The sequence below is a fragment of the Brucella sp. NBRC 14130 genome, from assembly GCF_040371715.1.
Classification (GTDB): Bacteria; Pseudomonadota; Alphaproteobacteria; order Rhizobiales; family Rhizobiaceae; genus Brucella; species Brucella intermedia.
In genome coordinates, this window is record NZ_BAABTE010000003.1 from 357,006 (window position 1) to 381,745 (window position 24,740).

Sequence of the window (24,740 nt, forward strand, 5' to 3'; positions counted from 1 at the left end):
GTGTTATCCGATCCGGGAGGAGACCACGATGGTGCTCACAACTATTGTCGCCCAATTAAGTTGTTCCGAACTCGAGCGCAGTACCGAATGGTTTGCCACGATCTTCGACCGTAACCCGGATGCGCGGCCGATGCAGGGGCTGGCGGAATGGCATCACGGCCCCTCCGCAGGCTTCCAGCTCTACCAGAATCCGGCCGATGCCGGACATGGCACGCTGACACTGATCGTCGGCGATGTGCGCGCCGAACATGCGCGGCTTTCATTCGACGGGATTCGCCCCGGCAATATCGAAGCAGCGGATTATAGGATGATTCTGAGATTGCGCGACCCGGACCGCAATCTGGTCGTGCTGGCACAGCCGAGGAGTTAGTGCATTTTCCAGCAGAGATGCGAAGCGCCTGCGCAGGCAAATCGTTCACGGATGGATGGCTTGTCCCGCTCTAAACGAGGGCGTCGAGCCCGTTATTGATGCCATCGGCGCGCGGCGTGAAGCCATGTCCCTCGTTGCCGTGCAGAACAAGTGCGGGCATCAGCGAGAGACCGGCGCGGCTTCCTCGTATTCCTGTCACGACGATACGTATTGCCGCCGCGTCCGGGCGCGGCTGGACCGGAACGATACTAATGCCGCCGAACCGTCCCGACAGGGCTTCGAGAATGGGAGAGATGGAACCGGGCCGCGCGATGATGGCGATGCCGCCGCCGGGTTTCACGATTGCTGCCGCAGTGCGCACCCATTGTTCGAACATGCCTTCGGGCATGACATGCGCTTCCGCCTTCAGGGGGTCGGGCGTGCTGCGATCCCGCGCTTCGTTGAAGGGCGGGTTCATGATGGCGAAATCGAAGCTGTTGTCGGCAAGTCCGGCGGCGATGCGCGCCTTGCCTCTCAGGGCCACATCGGCCTCGATTACATTGACGCGGCCTGCCAGAGCCGCATTCAGCGGATGGTCGATGCTCTTGCGGGCAAAACCGGCCATGAAAGCGGAGCGCTCGACAAGGGTGACGGTGGCGCCAGCGCAGCGGGAGGCGACGGCAAGCCCGGCAGCACCCGCGCCGCTGCCAAGATCGGCAACGCGTCCGGCAAAGCCGTTCGGAACCGTACTGGCCAGAATCATCGCATCCACACCGGAGCGATGGCCCTTCAATGCGGGCTGGACAAGGTGAAATGCCCCACGATGGAACACATCGAGGGTTTCTCCTGCGTCATTTTCGGTTTCGGGATTCATTGATCGCGCAGTTCGTGTTCAATCTTGGCATCGATCAGGATTTGCCGTGCTTCCTCAACCTGGTCATCGCTGACCAGAAGGCGGCGCGGCAAAACGCCGAGAGAACCTTCAATGATGCTCATATTCGTGTCTGCGATGAAATAAGCGATCCCGGCCTCTTTCATCAAGGCTTCGGCAAAGGACAGCAGAACGGAATCATTCGTACGGATAAGTTCGATCATGTGAACACTTTGTAGCGAATGCACCGCATTGACAACAGCTTCCTTCAATGGTGAACAGGCGTCGGAATAGTAACGCTCGGGAGCGCTTTGGGGGCGCTGTGGGGCCAGTTGCGACTTGAGCAATCCGGTCCGTTTCAATAATGTGGCCGGGCAGCTAGGAGAAATGGCATTGGGTTTGGTTCTGAATCTGGACGGTAAAAAGAAACAGGAAGGATCGGTTCAGCCGCTCGTCGATCTGACGAAAGCCGATATGGCGCGGGTGAACGAGATGATCCTTTCCCGCGCCGGGTCCGATGTCGAAATGATACCGGAAGTTGCCAATCATCTGATTTCCTCCGGCGGCAAGCGCCTGCGTCCCATGATGACGCTCGCAGCCGCCCGCATGTTCGGCTACGAAGGCGATAGCCACGTGCGTCTCGCCACCGCCGTGGAGTTCATGCACACCGCAACGCTTCTGCATGACGATGTGGTCGACGAAAGCGATCTGCGTCGCGGCAAAAGCACGGCGCGCATGATCTGGGGCAATCAGGCGAGCGTTCTCGTCGGCGATTTCCTTCTGGGGCAGGCCTTCAAGATGATGGTCGATGTCGGCTCGCTCGACGCGCTGGACGTCCTGGCGACCTCGGCCTCGGTGATCGCCGAAGGCGAAGTGATGCAGCTTGCCGCCGCCAAGAACATGGAAACCACCGAGGACGAATATCTGGCGGTCATCAAGGCCAAGACTGCGGCGCTGTTTTCGGCTGCCGGTGAAGTTGGCCCGATCATCGCTGGCGCGCGGCCGGCGGATCGCGCAGCCTTGCGCGACTACGGCCTCAATCTCGGCCTTGCCTTCCAGCTCGTCGATGACGCGCTCGATTACGGCGGTTCGGCAGCCGATCTCGGCAAGAATACCGGCGACGATTTCCGCGAAGGCAAGATTACCCTTCCGGTTATATTGAGCTATCGCCGCGGCACCGACGATGAGCGCGCTTTCTGGAAACACGCGATCGAAGAGGGCGCTAGCGACGACGCATCCTTGCAGAAGGCCATCGGCCTGATGACGAAGCACGGCGCGATTGCCGACACGGTGCAGCGCGCGCGGCATTTCGGCGAGATCGCCCGCGACGCCCTGGCGCCTTTGAAAGCGACGCCGCAGAAGGACGCGCTGATCGAAGTCATCGATTTCTGCATCAGCCGTGTGAACTGACCGGCCCGCATCCTTGCAGGCCAAGAATACTCGGGAAAAGCATTCTATCACGGATGCTTTTCTTGCCCCGCCATCCCAAAAAGGCCATGCTTGGGGTGCCTTTTCCGGCAAAGAGACAGCGTGCCCGGCACTTCGGAGCTTTTGTGGTTTGCTTGCCGGTATCTGTCACAGGGATTTGAGAAGAGGATAGGGCTTTATGCGGCAAGGATCGAAATACCGCCCGCTTTATGGTTTGCTGCTCTCGCTTCTGGCGGGAATTGCAATCCCGACAAGCGGCGCTTTGGCCAAGGCGACAACCGATCCTGCATCGCCCCCTGTCCGCGCCGGTTCGTTCGCCGGGGCATATCTTGCCGCCCGCACAGCCGAATCCGACAACAATCTCGCCGCTGCCGTGGATTTCTACCGTCAGGCCATGGCCTTCGACCCGGGCAATGCGCAGATCAAGCAGGACCTGCTGCTGGTCTTGCTGACCGAAGGCCGGTTCAACGACGCGCTGCCTCTGGCGGAAGAACTGAAGAATGTTCCCGACATAGAGCGGTTTTCCCGCGTGGCGCTGGCCATCGATGCGATCAATCGCAAGCAATATCGCAAGGTCGGTCCGCTTCTGATGCTGTCCCTGCAATCCGATATGGATCGTCTCTCGACCGGCTTCATGAGCGCATGGGTGAAGGTCGGGCAGGGCAATCCGAAACAGGCGCTCGCCGATATCCAGAAGATGCAGGGGCCGGAATGGTACGGCTTGTTCCGCACCTATAATTCCGCGCTGATAGCCGATCTTGCCGGCCAGAAGCAGGAAGCGCGTGATTTCTACCAACAGGCAGTCGACGACCGGCCGGGCGGAAGTGCTGCGCCCGATACATATGAGCGCATCGTCATGGCCTATGCCTCCTTCAAGCTCCGTCAGGGCGACAAGGAAGGCGCGATCAAGATTTTGAAAGATGCCGAGGAGCTTCTGAACGGTCGCATGACGATCACCGAAATGCGCGAAAAGATCGAGGCTGGCGAGAAATATGGCCGCCTGATCAAGACCGCGCAGGAAGGTGCCGCCGAGGCGCTCTATACGCTTGGAACCGCGATCAACCGCAGCGGTGCGGAAGCGTTCGCCAAGCTGTATCTGCAGATGTCGCTGCCGCTGCGCCCGGATAATGATGCGACGCTTTATCAGTTGGGCGATATTTCCGCGAAATTACGCCAGCCGGAAAAGGCCATCGAATATTATGGCCGCGTGCCGGAAAAATCGCCTTACCGCCGCGATGCCGAAATGCAGCGCGCGCTCAATCTGGCCGAAAACAGCCAGTCGGCGGACGCCATCAAGCAGCTCAAGATACTGCTGGAACGCGACAAGACCGACATGCGCACCTATCTGGCGCTCGGCGGCGTCTATGCGCAGGACAAGAATTTCGCCGACGCGGCGAAAATTTATGATGCTGCCGTCCAACAGATAAAGACGCCGGAACGCAAGGACTGGCCGGTCTTTTATCAACGCGGCATTGCCTATGAACGCCTGAAGGAATGGGACAAGGCGGAGCCCAATTTCCGCAAGGCGCTTGAGCTTTATCCCGACCAGCCGCAGGTGCTGAATTATCTCGGTTATTCCTGGGTCGACCGCGGCGAGAATCTCGATGAAGCGCTGGGCATGATCAAGAAGGCGGTCGAGCTGCGACCGCAGGACGGTTATATCGTCGACTCGCTCGGCTGGGCCTACTACATGCTCGGACGCTATCCGGAAGCGGTGATCGAACTGGAAAAGGCGGTCAAGCTTCGCCCGGAAGATCCGACGATCAATGATCACATGGGCGATGCCTATTGGCGCGTCGGGCGGCTTCTGGAAGCGACGTTCCAGTGGAACCATGCAATTGCAGGCAAGCCCGAACCCGAAGAACTGGTCAAGATCGAGGAAAAGCTCAAGAAGGGGCTGCCCGATGTCGCGGGCCAATCATCGGCCAAGACGGAAAAGCCTGCCGAAGACAAGCCTGCTGCGGATTGAGAATTGCTGCGCCGTCGCATAGGCGGCGGTGCACAGCGCTTTCACTCTTCGTTGCGAGGCGTGTCTTGACCGAAACCGCTTCCTGTTCCTAGGCATGCGTTTCACAGCGGAAGGCGGGAGACAGATGTCGGGCTGACCGCTTGCAGCGGGTCTCATTTTCGTGGCGATGATGTGTTGAGGGACGTCGCCACCATTCGCGACACCAGCAGCCAGAATGCCGGCATTGGCGCAAGCCCGGATGAATTTTACTCTGGCGCGCTGCTCTGCTGCGGCATTCTCCGGCCAGCTCAACAGGCATGACAACAATACCTCGTCTAAATCCGAAGGCTCAAACAAGGGCCAGTGCTTAAGCAGAAACCATTCTGCATTGCGTGTAGATGCAATATTATATAATAAATTATTCGATTTTACTACTACTGGCTTATTCCAAGTCACATGAAAACCTGTTGATTCCAAAATTGGAAGTGCCGTTTATCAAGATTCATGTGCGCTTTAAATAAGCAACTATTAGTATGTTATTTTGTATATTTAATTTCCGTTTTAATCATAAAGAACGTTATTATGTTTGGGCGATTGCATATGTCCGGTCTGGCCCGGTGCCGCAATGTTTGCCGGTCTGGCGCTTTCAGCGATCAAATGTCATGCTTGACCCTGCCGTGTTGACAAATTAGACCGGGCCATCATTTCAATTACGAGGCCCGACCCCGTGTCCAGTACGTTGCCAGCACATATGCATCCCACCCGTTCCTTTCAGGGTTTGATCCTGACGCTCCATAACTATTGGGCGGAACACGGTTGCGCCATTCTGCAGCCATACGACATGGAAGTAGGCGCGGGTACGTTCCACCCGGCAACGACGCTGCGCTCGCTGGGGCCGAAGCCGTGGAGGGCTGCCTATGTGCAGCCGTCGCGCCGTCCGAAGGACGGACGCTATGGTGAAAATCCCAACCGTCTCCAGCACTATTACCAGTATCAGGTGATCATCAAGCCGTCGCCGCCGAACCTTCAGGATCTTTATCTTGGTTCGTTGCGCGCGATCGGTCTCGACCCGACGCTGCATGACGTGCGCTTCGTGGAGGACGACTGGGAAAGCCCGACGCTTGGCGCATGGGGCCTCGGCTGGGAATGCTGGTGCGACGGCATGGAAGTGTCGCAGTTCACTTACTTTCAGCAGGTCTGCGGCATTGAATGCTCGCCGGTTTCCGGTGAGCTGACCTATGGTCTCGAACGCCTCGCCATGTATGTGCAGGGCGTGGACAATGTTTACGACCTCAACTTCAATGGTCTCGAAGGCGACGAGAAGGTCACCTATGGCGAAGTGTTCCTGCAAGCCGAGCAGGAATATTCCCGCTACAATTTCGAAATGGCCAATACCGAGGCCTTGCATCAGCATTTTATCGATGCGGAGCGCGAGTGCGAGGCCATTCTGAAAGCCGGTGCTCCGGCACCTGACGCCAATCATAAAATGCACAAGAGCGTTTTCCCGGCCTACGACCAGTGCATCAAGGCATCCCACGTCTTCAATCTGATGGATGCGCGTGGCGTGATCTCGGTTACCGAGCGCCAGAGCTACATCTTGCGCGTGCGCAATCTTGCGCGTCAGTGCGGCGAGGCATTTCTGCTCACCGATGCAGGCGGCTTTAATTACAAGAATGAGGCTGTGTGATGCCTGATCTACTGCTCGAACTCTTTTCCGAGGAAATTCCCGCTCGCATGCAGCGCAAGGCTGCCGGTGATCTGAAAAGGATGATTACCGATGGTCTGGTGGAAGCTGGTTTAACTTACGAAGCGGCGACCGCCTACTGGACGCCGCGCCGTCTGGCGCTTGATATTCGTGGCCTTACCGTGCGCTCCAAGGACGTGCATGAGGACATCAAGGGCCCGTCGGTCACAGCACCCGAACAGGCCATTCAGGGTTTTCTGCGCAAGGCAGGCCTGAGCGATGTATCGCAGGCGCATGTGCATTCCGACCCGAAGAAGGGCGATTTCTACGTCGCCCATCTGACGAAGCCGGGCCGCGCTGCGGAAGAAATCGTCGCCGAGCTGGTGCCGCATACGATCCGCAATTTCCCATGGCCGAAATCCATGCGCTGGGGTGCGGCTTCTGCCAAGCCGGGTTCGCTTCGTTGGGTGCGCCCGTTGCAGTCAATCCTCTGCACTTTCGGCCCTGAAACAGAGGAAACCGTGGTCATCGATTTCGATGTTGATGGCATCAGATCGGGCAATGTCACCTACGGTCATCGTTTCCTGAGCGATGGTCAGGCAATCAAGGTGCGCCGTTTCGAGGATTATGTCGAAAAGCTCGAAAAGGCTTTCGTGGTTCTCGATGCCGAGCGCCGCAAGGAAATCATTTCGCAAGACGCGCATAATCTCGCCTTCGCTTCCGGCCTTGAGCTGGTCGAAGACGAGGGACTTCTGGAAGAAGTGTCTGGTCTGGTTGAATGGCCGGTCGTGCTGATGGGCGAGTTCGAGGAAGAATTTCTGGCCATCCCGCCGGAAGTCATCCGCCTCACCATCCGCGCCAACCAGAAATGCTTCGTCACCCGCAAGCAGGGCGAAACGGAAGCCCTTTCCAACAAATTCATTCTGGTGTCGAACATCGCAGCCCGCGACGGCGGCACGGAAATCGCCTATGGCAACGGCAAGGTGGTGCGCGCGCGCCTGTCGGATGCGCTCTATTTCTGGCACACCGACCAGCACGATTTGCCCGACCTCGACAAGCTGGCCGCTTCGGCACAGAAGTTCGGTCTCGACCTGAAGAAGCCGCTCGATCAGCGCATGGCGCGTCTGGATGCACTGAATGTGACCTTCCATGCCAAGCTTGGCACACAAGGGCAGCGCGTCGAACGCATTCGCGAACTCGCTGCCCAGATCGCGCCGCTGGTCGGTGCCGATCCAAAGCTCGCCACTCGCGCAGCCGTGCTCGCCAAGGCCGATCTCCAGACGGAAGTTGTCGGCGAATTCCCTGAACTTCAGGGCGCGATGGGCCGCAAATATGCGGCTCTTCAGGGCGAAAACGAGGCCGTCGCCGCAGCCATTGAAGAACATTACAAGCCGCAAGGCCCGTCCGATGTGGTGCCGAAGAACCCGGTTTCGGTTGCCGTCGCGCTTGCCGACAAGCTCGACACGCTGGTCGGCTTCTGGGCAATCGATGAAAAGCCCACCGGCTCGAAAGACCCTTACGCGCTTCGCCGTGCAGCACTGGGCGTGATCCGTCTACTGCTGTCGCAGGAATGGAAATTCCCGCTGCTGCCGCTCTTCCGTTCGGCCTTTGCCGCGCTGAAAGAAGGTCAGGTGCAGCGTAAGCTTCGTGAATTTGAAGCCAGGCTCGCTGCGGAAAATTCCGGCGATGTCGACGGCGAGCAAGATGTGGACAACGCATTGGCCAGCTATGAAAAGCAGGCTCGTGCCGAGGCGGAAGCATCTTCCGAACCAGTGCTGGCCGATCTTCTCTCCTTCTTCCATGACCGTTTCAAGGTGCATCTGAAGGAAGAAGGCGCCCGTTACGATGCCATCGACGCGGTGCTGTCGCCGGAAGCCGACAATCTGCTGCTGGTCGCCCGCCGTCTGGAAGCGCTGATCGTCTTCATCAACGAGGAAGACGGCAAGAACCTTCTGGCAGGCACCAAGCGCGCCGCCAATTTTCTCGCTGCCGAGGAAAAGAAAGGTACGATGGTCGCCGACCACGTGGACCCGGCTTTGTTGCGCGAGGCGGAAGAAAAGGCACTCTTTGAAGCCGTCACTCTGGCTTCGAAGGATACCGAGGCTGCCATTGCCCGTGAAGATTTCAACGGCGCGATGCTGGCGCTTGCCAAGCTGCGCGGTCCTGTCGATACTTTCATTAAAAAGGTGTTGGTGAACGACGAGGATGAAAATGTCCGCGCCAATCGTCTGGCATTGCTCGATCAGATTCGTGCGGCTACCGGCAAGGTGGCGGATTTCTCGAAAATCGCTGGCTGATAATCAGCCGCGTGCGGCTCCATTTTCCCTCATCCTGAGGAGCCTCCCTGAGCTTGTCGAAGGGAGGCGTCTCGAAGGGCTGAGGGAAAACGCACAACGCCCGTCGTGCGTCCTGCTTATTTCAAACCGGGTCTGAGTTCGAGGGAACCGAGATCGGTTTCATCCGATGCCGCTGCCCAGGCGTCGCCAACCACCCGCACCGGCTTGGCGGGGTCGAAATCCTCCGCCGGCGTGGCGGCGGGCTCGAGCAGATCATCCGGGACGGGCTGGCCTTGCATGCGGGCCATATAGGCGCGGGCGCGCTTGCGGCGTGCCTCGATTGCCTTCTGTGCGTCGAGTTCGGCGGCCTGCTTTTCCGCGCAGGGACCACAGACCGGCAGGCCGTTGGCCCCGATCTTGTCATAGCCGATATAGTCGATGGAGCCGACCTGATAGGTCGACGGCGCGCCTTCGCTTCCGTTGGCGAACGCCATTGCGGGCAGTCCGATGGCCATTAGCGAAATAGCGATAAATCGCGATAACATTATTCACCTCACGCATGAATAAACGCACCATGCCCTGAAAAACCTAACAAAACGCAATTTTTCATGCGCAATCATGATCGTCTCGCCGTGATTGTGCCCGGACAGAGGCGGAGCTTGCTTGCGCAGGGGCCTCAGCTTGTGTAGGCAGAACGGGCTTAACTTGGGACGCCCGAGAGGCGGAAAACCAGTGTCCGATATAGTCAAATTCGATGATGAGGCGGTCCTGCGCGCAGTGGAAGTGCTGCGGCGCGGCGGTCTCGTCGCCATTCCGACCGAGACAGTCTATGGCCTTGCTGCAGACGCGTCCAACGGCGAGGGCGTGGCCGGCATCTTCGCGGCCAAGGGACGCCCGCAGTTCAATCCGCTGATTGCCCATGTAAGCGGCATTGCCATGGCCGAGCGCTATGTCACTTTCGACGCTCTGTCACGCAAGCTTGCCGAAATGTTCTGGCCGGGGCCGCTCACCATCGTGCTGCCCCTGAAAAACCGGCAGGATACGGATCGGCCAATCCATCCTCTCGTGACCGCAGGGCTGCAAACGCTCGCCATCCGTATGCCGCTTGGCCGCGTGCGCGATATCATCGAGGGGCTCGACAGCCCGGTGGCTGCGCCAAGCGCCAACACCTCAGGCCGCATCAGCCCCACGAGCGCGAGCGCAGTCGCGGGCGATCTCGGCAACAGGCTGGACCTGATCCTTGATGCAGGCCCTTGTGGCGTCGGGGTTGAATCCACCATCGTCAAGGTTGACGGCAACAGGGTGCATCTGCTGCGTCCGGGCGGGCTGGCCGCGGAAGAAATCGAGGCTGTGATTGGCGAAAAGCTGGTGCGTGCCGACCACACTTCCGCAATTCAGGCGCCGGGCATGATGGCATCGCATTATGCGCCTGACGCGGCGATGCGGCTCGATGTTGGTTCGGTGCAGCCGGGTGAGGCGCTGCTTGCCTTCGGCCCGCAGCGCGTGGCGGGTGCAGAAGGCGCGGCAACGATCATGAACCTGAGCGCCGATGGCAATTTGCGCGAGGCTGCGGCCAATCTCTTCGATTTCATGCGCAGGCTGGACGCGACAGGTGCCGCCACCATCGCTGTCGAACCCATCCCTTTTGAAGGTCTCGGCGAGGCCATCAACGACCGTTTGAAACGCGCGGCGGCCCCGCGTTAATCCTCCCTTTGAATTCAAGAGACAGACTATGCTGGACACCGCTCTGATCGAACGTTTCTCCGCCATCGTGGGCGAAAAGAATGCGCTGACCGCGCCGGAAGATCTCGCCGCTTATCTCATCGAGCAGCGCGATCTCTATCATGGCCGCACGCCGCTTGTTCTCCGTCCGGGCTCGACGGAAGAAGTCGCAGCCATCATGAAGCTTGCCAGCGAAACGAAGACGCCGGTGGTGCCGCAGGGCGGCAATACCGGTCTCGTCGGTGGGCAGCAGCCCGATGAAAGCGGCACGGCCATCATTCTTTCGCTGGGCCGCATGAACCGCATCCGCAATCTTGATACGGTTGGCAATCTGGTAACGCTCGAAGCGGGCGTGATCCTGAAAAACCTTCAGGACGCCGTGGAAAAAGCCGGTCGCCTGTTTCCGCTGTCGCTGGGTGCGGAAGGCTCGTGCCAGATTGGCGGCAATCTTGGCTCCAATGCTGGCGGCACGGCAGTGCTTGCCTATGGCAATATGCGCGAGCTTTGCCTCGGCCTCGAAGTCGTGCTGCCGACCGGCGAGGTTTTGAATGATCTTCGCTACGTCAAGAAGGACAATACCGGCTACGACCTGAAAGACCTGTTCGTGGGCTCGGAAGGCACGCTTGGCGTCATCACGGCGGCGGTTTTGAAAATCTTCCCCCAGCCGAAGGGCAAGGGCGTGGCTTATGCGGGCCTGCGCAGCCCGGAAGACGTGCTGCGCCTGTTCCAGCTTGCCACCGAACATGCAGGCCCCTCGCTGACCGGCTTCGAATTGATGCCCCGCGTCGGCGTGGAATTTACCGTGCGCCATGTCGATGGCGTGCGCGATCCGCTGGAAAGCCCGCATGACTGGTATGTGCTGATCGATATTTCCTCTTCCCGCTCGGAAGAGGATGCGCGCGCGACGCTGGAAACGATCCTCACCGAAGCTTTCGAGAACGACATCATTCAGGATGCCGCCATCGGTGAAAGCGTGGCTCAGGCGCAATCCTTCTGGAAGATGCGCGAGGAAATGTCCTGGGCGCAGAAGCCGGAGGGCGGCTCGATCAAGCACGATATTTCGGTGCCGGTCGCTTCCATCCCCGCCTTCATCCATGAGGCCAATGCCGCGACGCTGGAAATGATCCCCGGCGCGCGCATCGTCTGCTTCGGCCATATCGGCGACGGCAATTTGCACTACAATGTTTCGCAGCCGGTCGGTGCCGACAAGGAAGCCTTCCTGGCGCGCTGGCACGAGCTGAATCATCGTATTCACACGATTGTTGCGAGCTATACGGGGTCGATCTCGGCGGAACACGGCATCGGCCAGCTCAAGCGTGAGGAACTCGCCTTCTTCAAGCAGGATGTCGCGCTCGACCTGATGCGCCGCATCAAGGCGGCCTTCGATCCGGCTGGCATCATGAATCCCGGCAAGGTTCTGTAAGGTCCGCATTATTACGGAAACAAGACGGGCGGTGTTTACCGCCCGTTTCTTTTAGTAAACGCTTATTCAGAAGAATTTCCGAATTCTTACACATGGTTGCATTCTGATAACCAAAGCCGAAGCCAAGGAAAAGTTAACTTAACTCATTAAGCCCGTCGGTAATAAACCGCGCCTATTCTCCGTCTCAACAAGGGCAAAAGCCCAACCGGGAAACCGGACATAAGACAGAGAGACAGAGGCGTCGAAAATGATGAGCAAGGGACTGAAGCCCGATTGGGCAGGACGGGAATTGCGGCTCGATCCGTTTCATTTTCCGCAGGTCGTGACCTATGCGACCCGCGACGGCAGCAGCGACGTTACCTTCACCATCAACGAGCGTGGCGCGGTGATCCGGCAGGTTCTGCCTTCAAGCGGCCTGCCAATGTCGATCGCGCTTCCTGCCAACGCATTTCTGGGCGTTGCCGCCCGCGCGGTGGAAGATGAGTTCGGCGAAATCACGGTGACGCTGGAGCTGATGCATGAAGATCCGCAGCTTTCCGTTCCCCTGCTTGTCGCGCATGACCTGACCGACGTCGCCGCCGACTGGCGCGCATGGGCTGCAAGCTTCAATCTGCCGATGATGCTGGTTGAGGAAGACGGTGTTGCCCGCCCGCTTTATGAAAGCACCGGCGCTGTCCGCACCGGCCAGCCGCAGGCTCGCCGTCAGGGACAGGAGCCGCGCCGTCGCCGACCGCGTTTTCTCGCTCGCCGCAAGACCGGAACGCTTGGCGTCCGTCTGGTGATCTCGGGCAAGGAAATCATTGCGCGGAACTGAAATAGAGCATTTCCAGCAAAAGTGCGAAGCGGTTTTGCGTAGGACAATGCGGTAAGCCAGGGCATTTCCAGCAAAAGTGTGAAGCGGTTTTGCGTGAGGCAAATGCGGCAAGCCAGGACATTTCCAGCAAAAGTGCGAAGCGGTTTTGCGTGAGGCAAATGCGGCAAGCTAATAACTTTGGCTGACCTCCAAAAAGCCCCCGGATGTTCTTGGGGCGCATTCCGAAAAGATGCGCCCGTAAAAGAAACATCCGGGTTTATTTTTTCCGGCTCAGAAATGCCATGACAGCCTCGCGGGCCTCATCCGAGGTAAGCCGTTCGGCAAAATGTCTGGCCTCGCGCGCGATGCGCTCGGAAACTTTTTCGGCTGGCATGCGTATCAGCGCGCGGGCAATCTGCATGGCCTGCGGAGGCTTGGCGGCGATTTCTTCCGCCGCCTTCATCACTTCCGCTTCCAGCGCATCGTCGGCTACGACCCGATAGACGATACCGGCTTCCTGTGCGGCTTCCCCGGTGAAACCGTGGCCAAGCGCCAACAACGCAAAAGCCTTCTGGTGTCCCATCAGCGGCGGGGCGAGCAGGCTGGACGCAGCTTCCGGCACAAGGCCGAGATCGACGAACGGCGTGCGGAACAAGGCGTGCGGCGTTGCAAATGTCAGGTCACAATGCAGGTGGATGGTCGTGCCGATGCCGATGGCAAGTCCGTCGACGCCGGAAACGATTGGCTTCTTCGCGCTGGCAAGAGCGTTCAGAAAATCCAGAACCTCGTTGCCTAGGTCGCCGCCCGATGCCGCAACCATGAAATCCTGCATGTCGTTGCCGGACGAGAACGCACCCGGCACGCCAAGAAACACATGCACACGCACCGCGTCATCGGCGTCGCCATCCTTGAGCGCTTTTGCCATGGTCGCATACATGGCGCGCGTGATGGCGTTCTTCTTGTCGGCCCGGTTGAGACGGATGATCTGGATCGCGCCTGTGCGCTCGATCAGGATATGTTCGCTCATGCTTACGCCTCCAGCGCAGATTTGGCGGCGGCAAGGCTGGCGGCGCCGGTTATGACGGTATCCTTCAGGGAGGAAACTTCGGCGAGCATGTTTTCCGCGAAGAAGCGGCTCAGGACCGCACGTCCGCTGTCGTCACCGGCAAGCGCCGCGCGCGCCAGATAGGCACCGCCTGAAACGAGCGACAAGAGGCGCTGGTAAGGCGTGGCCCCGGCAAGGGCTGCCTCAAGCTGGCCGTCCGCTACTGTCTTTTGCAGCCATTCGGTGGCTTCGCGGGCCTGGGCGATCGCCGTGGAAAGACGTGCGCCGGTTTCGCCCAGTTCCGGGCGATTGGATGCGCTGGCCTTGTCGGCATCTGCCTGCAATTCTTCAAGGAAGCCCTTGATATGTTCACCTTGCCCAAGCGGCAGCTTGCGCACCACAAGGTCGATGGCCTGTATGCCGTTGGTGCCTTCATAGATCGGCGTGATGCGGGCATCGCGCAGCAACTGTGCTGCGCCCGTCTCTTCGATGAAGCCCATGCCGCCATGAATTTGCACGCCCAGCGAAGCGACATCCACACCTGCATCGGTGGCAAAACTCTTGGCGAGCGGCGTCAGCAGCCCGGCGCGGTCTGACCAGAACTGCTGGTCTGCGCCATCCGTCGCATGGCTCATGTCGATGGCATGGGCGCAGGAATAGGTGATGGAGCGGGCAATCTGCGTCAGCGCCTTCATGGTGAGCAACATGCGGCTCACATCGGGATGCTCGATGATCGGGCTCATGCCTTGCTTCGGATCAGCACCGATGGCGCGGCCCTGTTTGCGCTCCTTGGCATAGCTGAGCGCCTGCTGGTAAGCCGCTTCGGCAACGCCGACGCCCTGAATGCCAACCAGAAGGCGGGCATTGTTCATCATAGTGAACATGCACGCCAGTCCGCGATTTTCCTCGCCGATCAGATAGCCGACGGCACCCTGTTCCTCACCTTTAACGAAACCATCGCCATAGATCATGGTGCAGGTTGGGGAGGCATGGATGCCCATCTTGTGCTCAAGGCCGGAGCAGAACAGATCGTTGCGGCGTCCGAGCGAACCGTCTGCGTTGACGAGGAATTTCGGCACGAGGAAAAGCGAAATGCCCTTGGTTCCAGCCGGGGCATCGGGCAGGCGCGCCAGCACCAGATGCACGATATTGTCGGTCAGGTCATGCTCACCATAGGTGATGAAAATCTTCTGGCCGAAAATGCGGTAAGTGCCATCGCCGGCGCGTTCGGCACGGGTGCGAAGTGCGCCGAGATCGGAACCAGCCTGCGGCTCGGTCAGGTTCATCGTGCCCATCCACTCGCCGCTGATGAGCTTTTCGAGATAGACGTCCTTCAATTCCTTCGAGGCATGCTTTTCGAGCGCTTCGACCGCGCCCATGGTCAGCGTCGGGGCGATGGCGAAGGCCAGCGTGCCGGAGTTCCACATTTCGCTGACAGCCACCGACATCGTCATCGGCAGGCCCTGGCCGCCATATTCCGGCGTGCCGGTCAGCGAGTTCCAGCCGCCTTCGATCCAGTCGCGGTAAAGCTCTTTCCAGCCCGGCGCGGTCGTGACAACACCGTCCTTGACGGTCGCGCCGTGCTTGTCGCCGGTGATGCGCAGAGGTTCGACGCGCTCTGCGGCAAACTTGCCGGCTTCCTCCAGAATGGCGGCGGCAAGATCGGCGGAAAATTCAGGGAAGCGGTTGTCATCGAGGGCTTTTTCCAGCCCTGCAACCTTCATCAGCGTATGGGAAATTTCAGAAACCGGCGCGCGATACATCTTTCCTCCAAATATGATTTACCAGTGGATTGAATTCGACGTTTGAATCCCGACTGACACACAGGTTGTCTCAAACGTCGAATTCGAAAAATCCACTAGATACATAAAGTTACTAGTGGTCCTTTTGATTCCAACATTTGCTCGGCGCTTGAACCGAGGGATGCAAATGTTGGAATCAGACCACTAGCTTCTCCTCAGAAGCCTCCTGCATCGGCGCTGTTCGCATTCCGGCAGGCGCCAAAACGACCATCCGACATAAGAGCTATCGGCTTATTACGTAAACGTCAATGTTTTCGATGCACGTCATCGTGATGGGACAGCAGATGGCCATTCACGGGCAACATCCCTCCGTCGCGACGACGAAGGCGCTTAAAAAAGAAGAATTACTGCGCGTCAATTGCAGGCTGTCGGTGACGTCAGGACCGCTTCTCACGCTCCACGGCACGCCAGCCGATATCGGAGCGGTAGAAGCCCTCCGGCCAGTCGATGCGCTTCACGGCTTCATATGCGCGTGCTTGCGCTTCTGCGACCGTGTCGGCGATGGCCGTGACATTCAGCACGCGCCCGCCATTGGCAATAATGTTGCCGTCCTTCTGCGCCGTTCCAGCATGGAAAACCTTGACGCCATCGATGCCTTCGAGCTTGTCGAGATCACGGATGACGCTGCCCTTCTTCACATTGGAGGGATAGCCTTCCGCAGCCATCACCACCGTCAGCGCTGGCTGATCCTTCCAGTCGAGCGAAACTTCATCCAGCTTGCCGTCCACGGCAGCATTGATGAGCGCGAGAAGGTCGCTGTTGAGGCGCATCATCAGTACCTGGCATTCCGGATCACCGAAACGGGTATTGTACTCGATCAGCTTTGGGCCGTCCTTGCCGATCATAAGGCCGAGGAACAGGATGCCGGAGAAAGGCGCGCCGATTTCCGCCATGCCGCGCATGGTCGGTTCGATCAGTTCACGCATCGTGCGTTCAACGATTTCCGGGGTCATGACCGGGGCAGGTGCATAGGCACCCATGCCGCCTGTATTCGGACCGGTGTCACCGTCGCCGACGCGCTTGTGATCCTGCGCCGAGCCAAGCGGCAATGCCGTCTTGCCATCGCAGATGCAGAAGAAGCTTGCTTCTTCGCCGTCCAGAAATTCCTCGACCACCACTTCGGCACCGGCGGAGCCGAATGCGCCCTCGAAGCACGCGTCCACCGCGTCGAGCGCTTTATCGAGTGTCATGGCTACAACCACGCCCTTGCCTGCGGCAAGCCCGTCGGCCTTCACAACGATCGGCGCACCCTGCTGGCGGATATAGGCCTTGGCCTTGGGCGCATTGTTGAAGCGACCATAGGCGCCTGTTGGAATATCGAAGCGCGCGCAGAGATCCTTGGTGAAGCCCTTCGAGCCCTCAAGCTGTGCCGCAGCCTTGGAGGGACCGAACACGCGGATACCCTCACTGCGCATTTCGTCGGAAAGGCCAGCCACGAGCGGCGCTTCCGGCCCGACGACGACGAGATCGATCTTCTTGTCCTTGGCGAAGGCGATCAGCGCCTTGTGGTCATCGGCGCTGATGTCGACCAGTTCCGCAACTGTCGCAATGCCCGGATTGCCGGGTGCGCAATAGAGCTTTTCGAGCAGGGGAGAGGCGGCAAGTTTCCATGCCAGGGCGTGCTCGCGTCCACCGGAACCGATCAACAGAACTTTCATGCCTTGCTCCCTGCGCTTGAGGTAAGTAAACACTTAACTACCCGGCTCTCTATTGCCCATCGCACACGCGGGCAAGGGCAGGCTCGCGATTTTTCCAGAAAAAGCGGGTAGAGTCGTTCAGTTTCGAGAAAGCAGACGACCATGCAGCATCCGCAAACTAACCCACAGGTCAATTCTGGCATCCAGTCCCGCGATGCGCGCGGACGGGTGAAGGATGCTCCTTCCGGCCATTGGGTATATCGTGTCCTGCCGCATTGGCTGTGGCCCTACGCGCAGCTTGCCCGCTGGGACCGTCCCATCGGCTGGCAGCTCCTTCTCTGGCCGTGCTGGTGGTCGGCTGCGCTCGTGGCAGGGGCGGGCGCCAAGCCCGGCGATGGTGCATGGGCCGTGTTGCCGTCGTTCTGGCATCTGTTTCTGTTTCTGGTCGGCGCCATCGCGATGCGCGGTTCCGGCTGCACTTATAACGATCTGGTCGATCAGGATATTGATGACAAGGTGGACCGTACTCGCTCGCGTCCTCTGCCCTCGGGACAGGTAAAACGCGGTCAGGCCAAGCTGTTTCTGGTTTTGCAGGCGCTCGTCGGCCTCGTGGTCGTTCTGCAGTTCAACTGGTTTTCCATCGGGCTTGGTATTTTCTCGCTTCTGATCGTCGCTGCCTATCCCTTCATGAAGCGCATCACCGACTGGCCGCAATTCGTGCTCGGTCTTGCTTTCTCATGGGGCGCGCTCATGGGCTGGGCTGCGGTCGAAGGCTCGCTGAGCCTTGCACCGGTGCTGCTCTATATCGGCGCCATCCTGTGGACGATCGGCTATGACACGATCTACGCGCATCAGGACAAGGAAGATGACGCGCTGGTGGGCGTGCGTTCCACGGCGCGTCTTTTTGGCAAGCATACCAAGACGGCGCTGATGGTGCTCTACGGAGGTGCGATCGGCTTCTTTGCGGCGGCTTTCGCCGTAGCGCAGGTGCCGATGCCAGCCCTTGCCGGATTGCTTGCTGCGGGCGTGCATCTCTATCGCCAGATCATCGTGCTCGATATCGACAATCCCGACCAATGCCTGAAACTGTTCAAGTCCAACAATATCGTCGGCTGGCTGATTTTCCTCGGGCTTGTTCTCGGAAGCCTCTGGGTGGCGGTCAAGCCGCTGGTATAAAAAGAAAGGCCACTGTTTTCAGTGACCTTTTTGTTATCAGTTACGGATAGAGCCGATCCTTGTTCCAGTCGCCCTCCGGCGAGGGCCGTGAGAAAAGCACGCGGTCATGCAGGCGGAAGGCACGGTCATGCCAGAATTCAATCGAGACGGGGCGGATACGGAAACCCGACCAGTAGGACGGGCGAGGAATATCGCCGATGGCATATTTGGCCGTATATTCCGCAACCGCCTTTTCTAGCGCGAAACGGCTTTCCAGCGGACGTGACTGCTTGGATGCCCATGCGCCGATGCGGCTGCCGCGCGGGCGCGAGGCGTAATAGGCATCGGCTTCGGCGTCGCTGACTTTCTCCACCGGTCCACGCACGCGCACCTGACGGCGCAATGTCTTCCAATGGAAGCACATGGCGGCTTTTTCCGCCGACAGGATTTCCTTGCCCTTGGTGCTTTCATAATTGGTGTAGAAGACGAAACCCTGCTCGTCAAAATCCTTCAGCAGCACCATGCGCACATTGGGCAGGCCATCCGGGTCAACCGTCGCCAGCGCCACCGCATTGGGATCGTTCGGTTCGCTTTGTTTGGCGTCGGCCAGCCAGTCGGCAAAGAGCTTGAACGGCTGGGAGGATTCGGTGAAGTCGTCGCTTGCGTTTGTCATTTTGGATTTTCAACAGCCTGTCGGAAATGCGCGGATCATCCTGCAAGAGAATCCCCGCCGGAGACACCCCAATGGTGCGGGTCGGGACGGAGCTTCTTCGATAACCGCCTCTTTGTCCATGGCCTTGCCGGGATGCGTCGTCGCAGGGGCGCTTTACTTGAGGGGGAACTTCTAGTAGGGCGCCCGTTCAAGGTGGGGCTATGCCAAAACTCGATTTCCTGACGCTTTACATCGTAATTTTCTTAAATTCGCTGACGGTCTGCATCATCTGGACCGCCATCGCCTTCTCTTACCGCAAATTCAGACCGGCCAGGCTCTGGCTGCTTTCGACGACGCTCCTGCTGGTTGGCGGCTTTGTTCTTTCGCTGCAAGGCAATGAAGGTGCGTTCTGGCCCGCCGTTATCGGCAACACCATCATCATCTATGGCTTCTGCCTGGCCTTTATCGGCGCCCGCTACTTCTACGGCCAGAAAGGCGGCTGGCGGATGGCGGTGGGAATATCGCTCGCAAGTTTCGCCGTCATGGCCGCGTTTCATGCGAGCTGGCAGGGGCGGAACATCGCCTATGCGGTGGGCCAGTCGGTGCCCATGGCGATGACGGTATTCTATCTGGCGCGGCAAAAGAGCCTCGGTCTCGGCGGCCGGATCGCCATCATCGCCTTTTTGCTGGGTATCATCGGGCATGCCATCGAGACGTCGCTGAACATCGCCGCATGGGCGGGAGAGTTCGACCAGTCGCTTTATTTTTCCATCGAAAGTTATGCGCTGGTCTGCGTGATCTATAGCGGCATGATCTGGAACTTCGGTTTCATCGTCATGGCGATGAATCGTCTGCACGGCGATATGGCAAAGGTCGCGGAGACCGACGAACTCACCGGGCTCCCGAACCGCCGCCATTTCATGAAAAGGCTGGCGAGAGCCGAATTCGCATTCAGTGAAGACGGGGTCGCCTATACCGTCATGCTGATCGATATCGACAATTTCAAGCATTGGAACGACACATATGGCCATGCGCTGGGCGATCAGGCGCTTGTGCATTTCGCCGATGTCGGGGTCGACATCCTCAATCGCCGCGGTGTGCTGGCGCGCTTTGGAGGCGATGAGTTCTCGATTCTGCTGCCCGGGATGCATGAGCATGAGGCGACGGAAATCGCCCGTGAAATCGTCGGCGCAGTCAACCATACGCCGCTTGTTTTCAACGGGCGGAAACTCATCTTGACGGTCAGCATCGGCATTGCGAGCGAAGAACCGGGTGATGAGAGGAGTGACCTTGACGTTTTTGCGCGGGCCGATCTTGCGCTCTACAAGGTAAAGCAGGCAGGCCGGAACGGTTATGCTACCCGTACAACGACGGTGAACGCACCGCGTTCTTCTTTCTCCGGAAGGTCGCTGGCTGTTGGATGAGCGATAGCTGGCCTGAAGGACGCAGAGAATTGGGGGCATCATTTGCCGGCCGCATAAAGTATGGAGTTGGGCGTTGTGCTCCGATTCCGATTTGTTTACCTTTCCGGCACACCGCTTGTTAACTCAAGTTCACCCATAATCCCTGCATCTTTAGCGTGTAGAACAAGGGAATAGCGTTGGCCGTCGATACGCTTCGCCATAAAGTAAATTTCTGGAGTCCGTGCCGTGGCGCCAAGGTGCTGCGCGAGGCTGCGATCGGCCTATGCCTCTTCTCGCTTGCCGGTTGCGCCATGGGTGGGGTGAGCATCGAAAAGGCTGTTCCTGATTCTTCCACGATCACCGGATCCGTGAAGCAATCGCAGCCGGTCGAGACCGATACCGGCAAGCTTTCCGATCAATCCGCCATAAAGAACGTCGTTTCCGCGCTCAACTTCACGCAATGGGGAAAGAAGCCCGTTCCGTGGGCCAATCCCGATACGGGCAGCCAGGGCACCATCACCACGATTGCCGAGAACAACAAGAACAATCAGCTCTGCCGCGAGTTCGAAACCTCGCGTGAAGCTTTTGACGGTGTTTCTATTTATCGCGGTGAAACCTGCATGGAGCGCGGCGGTCAATGGACGGTAACTTCTTTCGCGCCGATCTGAAAAGAAAAGCCTGCCCTGACTGGAACTTTGCCGGTCAGATGCGCATATTGTGGGCAACGAATCTTGTTTATCTCACAATTATTTCCTGAAAGAGGAACTATATGCGCGATCCCTATAGCGTGCTGGGCGTCGCCAAAACGGCGAAGCCCGAAGAAATAAAATCGGCTTTTCGCAAACTGGCCAAAAAGCACCACCCGGATCAGAACAAGGATGATCCGAAGGCGCAGGAGCGTTTTGCAGAACTGAATCAGGCCTACGAAATTCTGGGCGACAAGGACAAGCGCGGGCAATTCGACCGCGGCGAGATCGATGCCGAGGGCAAGCCCGCTTTCCAGGGCTTTACAGGCGGGCAGGGCTTCGGCGGCGCCCATGGCGACCCGTTCGCCGGCTTCCGGCAGGGCGGCGGCAACAGCCATTTTGAATTTCGCTCCGGTCCCGGCGGCTTTCAGCAGGGCGGCGGCTTCGGTGGTGCAGAAGATATCCTGAACGATCTTTTCGGCGGAGCTTTCGGTGGCGGTGCCCGCGCAGGCGGCGCACGGCAGCGCGGCCCCGCGAAGGGAGCCGATCTTTCGGCATCCATCGATATCACGCTGGAACAGGCCGCCGGTGCTGAAAAGGTCGAGGCGGTTTTCCCGAACGGCAAGCATCTCAAGATCAAGCTGCCGAAATATGTCGAGGACGGTCAGACCATTCGCCTGAAAGGGCAGGGCGAGACATTGGTGGGCGGAACGGCTGGCGATGCGCTGGTAACGATTCACTTCAAGGCGCATCCCCGGTTTCGCCTGGAGGGGCGTGACGTGCACGTGGATCTCCCGGTCGAGCTTTCCGATGCCGTTCTTGGCGGCAAGCAGGAAGTGGAGACCCTCGACGGACGGATTGCGGTGAAAATACCGGCATGGTCGAGTTCGGACCGCGTTCTGCGCCTGAAGGAAAAGGGTCTTCCGCTCAAAGCTGCCGGACGTGGCGATCTTTACGTGCATGTGCGGATCATGCTGCCGGAAGGTGGCGACAGGGAACTCGAAGAATTCCTGCAAAAACGCAAACAAGCCTGAACAGGTCTTCAATCGTTTGAAGCCGGGTGTTGTCTCTTTGCGGCAGTAAAGTGACAATGCCCGGCTTTTTCACTGCAATTGCTTGAAGGAGAGCCGAGGCTGTGCGATAGGGCAACTAGTTAATTGTTTTCAATGAGGACCCCTAATGACCGCACAGTCAGGTTTGTTGCAGGGCAAGCGTGGATTGATTCTGGGCGTCGCCAACAACCGCTCCATCGCATGGGGTATTGCGAAGGCCGCTCGTGATGCAGGCGCAGAGCTCGCATTCACCTATCAGGGCGATGCATTGAAGAAGCGTGTCGAGCCTCTGGCTGAAGAGCTTGGCGCATTCGTTGCCGGACATTGCGATGTGGCGGATGCTGCCAGCATCGACGCTGTTTTCGAGACGCTTGAAAAGAAGTGGGGCAAGCTCGACTTCGTCGTGCACGCCATCGGCTTTTCCGACAAGGATGAGCTGACGGGCCGCTATGTCGATACGTCGGAAGCCAATTTTACCAATACGATGCTGATTTCGGTCTATTCCCTGACGGCGATTTCGCGCCGGGCGGAAAAACTGATGGCCGATGGCGGTTCGATCCTGACGCTGACCTATTACGGCGCCGAAAAGGTCATGCCGAACTATAACGTCATGGGCGTGGCCAAGGCTGCTCTCGAAGCAAGCGTGAAGTATCTGGCGGTTGATCTCGGACCGCAGAACATTCGCGTCAATGCTATTTCGGCCGGTCCGATCAAGACGCTTGCCGCATCTGGCATCGGCGACTTCCGCTATATCCTCAAGTGGAACGAGTACAACGCGCCGCTGCGCCGTACCGTCACCATCGAGGAAGTGGGCGATGTCGGCCTTTATTTCCTTTCCGACCTGTCACGTTCGGTGACGGGCGAAGTCCACCACGCGGACAGCGGCTATCATGTCATCGGCATGAAGGCGGTTGACGCTCCGGACATTTCGGTCGTGAAAGACTGAAGCTGCGAATACGAATTCCCGAAAAGTTGACCGCCTCTCGGGATTTTTCTTTTTCTTTCCCGGTGCGGGAAAGCTATCCAGACATTGACTGACGGCATATTGGGGTGGAGCTGTGGCTCGGGAAATCATCTACTTTTCACGTCACGGCGAGACAGACTGGAATGTTTCGCAGCGCATTCAGGGACAGCTCGACATCGATATCAATGCGCACGGCCGCACACAGGCGGATCGCAATGGCGATATGCTGAAGTCGCTGATCGGCGACGGCGCGGGCTTCGACTTCGTGGCAAGTCCTCTGCGTCGCACCCGCGAGACGATGGAACGCATCCGGTTGCGCATGGGGCTCGACCCTTATGATTACCGCACCGACCCGCAACTGATGGAAGTCAATTTCGGCGACTGGCAGGGCTTCATGATGGAGGATATTGCCAAGGAGCGCGAAGATCTCCTGGAGGCGCGCGCCCGCGACAAGTGGAATTTTGTGCCGCCTGGAGCAACCGCCGAAAGCTATATGGGTCTGTCGCGGCGTATCGGGCGCTGGGTGGAGGCCGTGGAATGGCCGACCGTCTGCGTGACGCATGGCGGCTGCATCCGCACGCTGTTTTACCTTTACGGCGACATGGACGGCCACGCTGCGGCAAATCTATCCATCCCGCAGGACAAGATCTTGAAGTTCGAAAACGGCAAGCTGGAATGGGTTTGATCCCGTAAATCAGTCTATAGTGACCGCGAACAGAATTTTGCCAGCGATGGAGGCGTTACATGCCCTTCGAACGTTTCGCGGTCATATCGGATATTCACGGTAACAGCGATGCGCTGGCTGCGGTGCTGGCCGATATCGATGCTTTGCAAATAGAGACGATCATCAATCTCGGCGATCATCTGAGCGGTCCCTTAGCCGCGCGTGAGACAGCAGATATGCTGATGGCGCGAGAAATGATCTGCATTCGCGGCAATCATGATCGCTGGCTTGTGGAAAAGTCGCTCGCGGAGATGGGCCCCTCGGATCGGGTCGCACGCGAACAGCTTGATGACCGGCACATCGAATGGCTGCGCGCAATGCCTGCATCGCGCTCTCTGGCCGATGGACGCATATTCATCTGCCACGGAACCCCATCGAGCGATACCACCTACTGGATGGAGAACGTTACCGCCAATGGCGATGTCGTTCTGCGGAGCCGAGAGGATATTGAGGCAGAGGCCGATGACATAGCGGCCTCTCTCATCCTTTGCGGCCATACGCACACGCCGCGGGTTGTTCGTCTTGGGGACGGGCGAATGCTGGTCAATCCGGGAAGCGTGGGTTGTCCCGGTTACGACGACGATCACCCAGTTCCACATATTGTTCAGACTGGCAACCCCAATGCGTCCTATGCTGTCATCGAGCAGACCGGGTCTGGCTGGCAGATAACCCTGCGCAATGTTCCCTACGATACGGCACGGATGGTCCAGATGGCGGAGAACAACCGTCGTGCCGAATGGGCGCGTGTTGTCAGAAGCGGGTGGTTCCAGCCCAAATGAAAAGAGCGGCTTATGAGCCGCTCATTTTTCTATAGGGGGCGGTTTCGGGCTTACGGCGCTTCCTGAATGTCGGTGATGAAGCGCGTGCTGTCGACCACATCGTAAATGATGAGAACCTTCATGCCCTTGTTGATCGCGCTGTAATCGAACTCGCCAGGCAGCTTGTATGTCTGGCCGTCATCCAGCGTTATGGTCTCGCTGTCCTTGTTGATACCGGTGATCTTGCCTTCGGCATCGTCCGCCATCGCCACCGTCGAGAACAGCGAAGCAATAATGAGAATTAATCCGACCAGATAATGCATGACTTTCCGTTCCTTTGGTTGTGCCTCGGGTTGGGTTGTCGCCTG

23 protein-coding genes are annotated in these 24,740 nt (G+C 58.6%); 15 read left to right on the plus strand and 8 right to left on the minus strand.

The window, feature by feature from the left end; genetic code table 11:
- Positions 1–28 precede the first annotated feature (28 nt).
- Positions 29–370, plus strand: a complete 342-nt coding sequence (locus ABWW28_RS07825; protein WP_353390679.1) for a VOC family protein — start codon at positions 29–31, stop codon at positions 368–370.
- 70 nt (positions 371–440) lie between these two features.
- Here ABWW28_RS07825 and ABWW28_RS07830 read toward each other — a convergent pair whose 3' ends face one another.
- Both ABWW28_RS07830 and ABWW28_RS07835 read right to left on the minus strand, forming a co-directional pair.
- Complete coding sequence (locus ABWW28_RS07830; RefSeq protein ID WP_353390681.1) at positions 441–1,223, minus strand: tRNA1(Val) (adenine(37)-N6)-methyltransferase; 783 nt, start codon at positions 1,221–1,223, stop codon at positions 441–443.
- Entirely contained in the window at positions 1,220–1,444 is a 225-nt protein-coding gene (locus tag ABWW28_RS07835) for a putative signal transducing protein (protein WP_025089683.1), read from the minus strand. The genes ABWW28_RS07830 and ABWW28_RS07835 overlap by 4 nt, the downstream gene beginning before the upstream one ends.
- A gap of 169 nt (positions 1,445–1,613) precedes the next feature.
- On the opposite strand from ABWW28_RS07835, the gene ABWW28_RS07840 reads away from it, so the two are divergent.
- The 4 genes from ABWW28_RS07840 (at position 1,614) to glyS (ending at position 8,577) form a co-directional block, all read left to right on the plus strand.
- Entirely contained in the window at positions 1,614–2,630 is a 1,017-nt protein-coding gene (locus tag ABWW28_RS07840) for a polyprenyl synthetase family protein (protein WP_353390682.1), read from the plus strand.
- A 196-nt stretch (positions 2,631–2,826) separates the two neighbouring features.
- Positions 2,827–4,617: a tetratricopeptide repeat protein gene (locus ABWW28_RS07845; RefSeq protein ID WP_353390684.1), complete on the plus strand. Its 1,791-nt coding sequence runs from the start codon at positions 2,827–2,829 to the stop codon at positions 4,615–4,617.
- Positions 4,618–5,347: 730 nt separating this feature from the next.
- Complete coding sequence (locus ABWW28_RS07855; protein WP_039852290.1) at positions 5,348–6,283, plus strand: glycine--tRNA ligase subunit alpha; 936 nt, start codon at positions 5,348–5,350, stop codon at positions 6,281–6,283.
- On the plus strand, positions 6,283–8,577 hold the full coding sequence (gene glyS, locus ABWW28_RS07860; RefSeq protein WP_353390688.1) for a glycine--tRNA ligase subunit beta: 2,295 nt from the start codon (positions 6,283–6,285) through the stop codon (positions 8,575–8,577). Before ABWW28_RS07855 ends, glyS begins: the two co-directional genes overlap by 1 nt.
- A gap of 116 nt (positions 8,578–8,693) precedes the next feature.
- Here the strand turns inward: glyS and ABWW28_RS07865 are convergent, their stop codons facing one another.
- On the minus strand, positions 8,694–9,050 hold the full coding sequence (locus ABWW28_RS07865; protein WP_353390690.1) for a hypothetical protein: 357 nt from the start codon (positions 9,048–9,050) through the stop codon (positions 8,694–8,696).
- Positions 9,051–9,288: 238 nt separating this feature from the next.
- Here ABWW28_RS07865 and ABWW28_RS07870 point away from each other — a divergent pair, with 238 nt between their 5' ends.
- The 3 genes from ABWW28_RS07870 (at position 9,289) to ABWW28_RS07880 (ending at position 12,515) form a co-directional block, all read left to right on the plus strand.
- Positions 9,289–10,260, plus strand: coding sequence for an L-threonylcarbamoyladenylate synthase (locus ABWW28_RS07870; protein WP_353390692.1), 972 nt, complete (start codon positions 9,289–9,291; stop codon positions 10,258–10,260).
- 28 nt (positions 10,261–10,288) lie between these two features.
- The gene (locus tag ABWW28_RS07875) at positions 10,289–11,701 is read left to right on the plus strand and encodes an FAD-binding oxidoreductase (RefSeq protein ID WP_353390693.1); all 1,413 of its coding nucleotides are present in this window, start codon (positions 10,289–10,291) and stop codon (positions 11,699–11,701) included.
- 247 nt (positions 11,702–11,948) lie between these two features.
- Positions 11,949–12,515: a DUF6101 family protein gene (locus tag ABWW28_RS07880; RefSeq protein WP_006470652.1), complete on the plus strand. Its 567-nt coding sequence runs from the start codon at positions 11,949–11,951 to the stop codon at positions 12,513–12,515.
- 256 nt (positions 12,516–12,771) lie between these two features.
- On the opposite strand, the gene ABWW28_RS07885 is transcribed toward ABWW28_RS07880, so the two are convergent.
- The 3 genes from ABWW28_RS07885 to purD form a co-directional block, all read right to left on the minus strand.
- Positions 12,772–13,521, minus strand: a complete 750-nt coding sequence (locus tag ABWW28_RS07885) for a crotonase/enoyl-CoA hydratase family protein (RefSeq protein ID WP_021586156.1) — start codon at positions 13,519–13,521, stop codon at positions 12,772–12,774.
- Between the two features lie 2 nt (positions 13,522–13,523).
- Positions 13,524–15,302, minus strand: a complete 1,779-nt coding sequence (locus tag ABWW28_RS07890; RefSeq protein ID WP_176055906.1) for an acyl-CoA dehydrogenase family protein — start codon at positions 15,300–15,302, stop codon at positions 13,524–13,526.
- Positions 15,303–15,718: 416 nt separating this feature from the next.
- Positions 15,719–16,999, minus strand: coding sequence for a phosphoribosylamine--glycine ligase (gene purD / locus ABWW28_RS07895; RefSeq protein ID WP_021586154.1), 1,281 nt, complete (start codon positions 16,997–16,999; stop codon positions 15,719–15,721).
- 141 nt (positions 17,000–17,140) lie between these two features.
- Here purD and ubiA point away from each other — a divergent pair, with 141 nt between their 5' ends.
- Positions 17,141–18,154, plus strand: coding sequence for a 4-hydroxybenzoate octaprenyltransferase (ubiA, locus tag ABWW28_RS07900; RefSeq protein ID WP_353390696.1), 1,014 nt, complete (start codon positions 17,141–17,143; stop codon positions 18,152–18,154).
- 40 nt (positions 18,155–18,194) lie between these two features.
- Here ubiA and pdxH read toward each other — a convergent pair whose 3' ends face one another.
- A complete protein-coding gene (pdxH, locus tag ABWW28_RS07905; RefSeq protein ID WP_021586152.1) occupies positions 18,195–18,806 on the minus strand; it encodes a pyridoxamine 5'-phosphate oxidase in 612 nt (203 codons plus the stop codon).
- A gap of 200 nt (positions 18,807–19,006) precedes the next feature.
- Here pdxH and ABWW28_RS07910 point away from each other — a divergent pair, with 200 nt between their 5' ends.
- The 6 genes from ABWW28_RS07910 to ABWW28_RS07935 all read left to right on the plus strand — a co-directional run bounded on the left by ABWW28_RS07910 (position 19,007) and on the right by ABWW28_RS07935 (position 24,393).
- The gene (locus ABWW28_RS07910; protein ID WP_021586151.1) at positions 19,007–20,209 is read left to right on the plus strand and encodes a GGDEF domain-containing protein; all 1,203 of its coding nucleotides are present in this window, start codon (positions 19,007–19,009) and stop codon (positions 20,207–20,209) included.
- 236 nt (positions 20,210–20,445) lie between these two features.
- On the plus strand, positions 20,446–20,856 hold the full coding sequence (locus tag ABWW28_RS07915) for an RT0821/Lpp0805 family surface protein (protein ID WP_244634795.1): 411 nt from the start codon (positions 20,446–20,448) through the stop codon (positions 20,854–20,856).
- Positions 20,857–20,957: 101 nt separating this feature from the next.
- A complete protein-coding gene (locus ABWW28_RS07920) occupies positions 20,958–21,908 on the plus strand; it encodes a DnaJ C-terminal domain-containing protein (protein WP_021586149.1) in 951 nt (316 codons plus the stop codon).
- Positions 21,909–22,053: 145 nt separating this feature from the next.
- Positions 22,054–22,872: an enoyl-ACP reductase FabI gene (fabI, locus tag ABWW28_RS07925; protein WP_006466187.1), complete on the plus strand. Its 819-nt coding sequence runs from the start codon at positions 22,054–22,056 to the stop codon at positions 22,870–22,872.
- A gap of 112 nt (positions 22,873–22,984) precedes the next feature.
- Positions 22,985–23,575 (plus strand): histidine phosphatase family protein, encoded by a 591-nt coding sequence (locus ABWW28_RS07930; protein ID WP_021586148.1) that lies wholly within the window; start codon positions 22,985–22,987, stop codon positions 23,573–23,575.
- A gap of 59 nt (positions 23,576–23,634) precedes the next feature.
- The gene (locus ABWW28_RS07935; RefSeq protein WP_021586147.1) at positions 23,635–24,393 is read left to right on the plus strand and encodes a metallophosphoesterase family protein; all 759 of its coding nucleotides are present in this window, start codon (positions 23,635–23,637) and stop codon (positions 24,391–24,393) included.
- A gap of 50 nt (positions 24,394–24,443) precedes the next feature.
- Here the strand turns inward: ABWW28_RS07935 and ABWW28_RS07940 are convergent, their stop codons facing one another.
- Positions 24,444–24,695 carry a DUF1344 domain-containing protein gene (locus ABWW28_RS07940; RefSeq protein ID WP_021586146.1) on the minus strand — a complete coding sequence of 84 codons (252 nt, stop codon included), beginning with the start codon at positions 24,693–24,695 and terminating at the stop codon, positions 24,444–24,446.
- Positions 24,696–24,740 lie beyond the last annotated feature (45 nt).

Bases quoted from the DNA above. Each gene is read 5' to 3' on its own strand.
- ABWW28_RS07940 (WP_021586146.1), bottom strand. From the start codon at position 24,695: ATGCATTATCTGGTCGGATTAATTCTCATTATTGCTTCGCTGTTCTCG.
- fabI (WP_006466187.1), top strand. From the start codon at position 22,054: ATGACCGCACAGTCAGGTTTGTTGCAGGGCAAGCGTGGATTGATTCTG.
- ABWW28_RS07855 (WP_039852290.1), top strand. From the start codon at position 5,348: ATGCATCCCACCCGTTCCTTTCAGGGTTTGATCCTGACGCTCCATAAC.
- ABWW28_RS07920 (WP_021586149.1), top strand. From the start codon at position 20,958: ATGCGCGATCCCTATAGCGTGCTGGGCGTCGCCAAAACGGCGAAGCCC.
- purD (WP_021586154.1), bottom strand. From the start codon at position 16,999: ATGAAAGTTCTGTTGATCGGTTCCGGTGGACGCGAGCACGCCCTGGCA.
- ABWW28_RS07845 (WP_353390684.1), top strand. From the start codon at position 2,827: ATGCGGCAAGGATCGAAATACCGCCCGCTTTATGGTTTGCTGCTCTCG.
- ABWW28_RS07935 (WP_021586147.1), top strand. From the start codon at position 23,635: ATGCCCTTCGAACGTTTCGCGGTCATATCGGATATTCACGGTAACAGC.
- glyS (WP_353390688.1), top strand. From the start codon at position 6,283: ATGCCTGATCTACTGCTCGAACTCTTTTCCGAGGAAATTCCCGCTCGC.
- ABWW28_RS07830 (WP_353390681.1), bottom strand. From the start codon at position 1,223: ATGAATCCCGAAACCGAAAATGACGCAGGAGAAACCCTCGATGTGTTC.
- ABWW28_RS07890 (WP_176055906.1), bottom strand. From the start codon at position 15,302: ATGTATCGCGCGCCGGTTTCTGAAATTTCCCATACGCTGATGAAGGTT.
- ABWW28_RS07865 (WP_353390690.1), bottom strand. From the start codon at position 9,050: ATGGCGTTCGCCAACGGAAGCGAAGGCGCGCCGTCGACCTATCAGGTC.
- ABWW28_RS07875 (WP_353390693.1), top strand. From the start codon at position 10,289: ATGCTGGACACCGCTCTGATCGAACGTTTCTCCGCCATCGTGGGCGAA.
- ABWW28_RS07835 (WP_025089683.1), bottom strand. From the start codon at position 1,444: ATGATCGAACTTATCCGTACGAATGATTCCGTTCTGCTGTCCTTTGCC.
- ubiA (WP_353390696.1), top strand. From the start codon at position 17,141: ATGCAGCATCCGCAAACTAACCCACAGGTCAATTCTGGCATCCAGTCC.
- ABWW28_RS07880 (WP_006470652.1), top strand. From the start codon at position 11,949: ATGATGAGCAAGGGACTGAAGCCCGATTGGGCAGGACGGGAATTGCGG.
- ABWW28_RS07825 (WP_353390679.1), top strand. From the start codon at position 29: ATGGTGCTCACAACTATTGTCGCCCAATTAAGTTGTTCCGAACTCGAG.
- pdxH (WP_021586152.1), bottom strand. From the start codon at position 18,806: ATGACAAACGCAAGCGACGACTTCACCGAATCCTCCCAGCCGTTCAAG.
- ABWW28_RS07885 (WP_021586156.1), bottom strand. From the start codon at position 13,521: ATGAGCGAACATATCCTGATCGAGCGCACAGGCGCGATCCAGATCATC.
- ABWW28_RS07910 (WP_021586151.1), top strand. From the start codon at position 19,007: ATGCCAAAACTCGATTTCCTGACGCTTTACATCGTAATTTTCTTAAAT.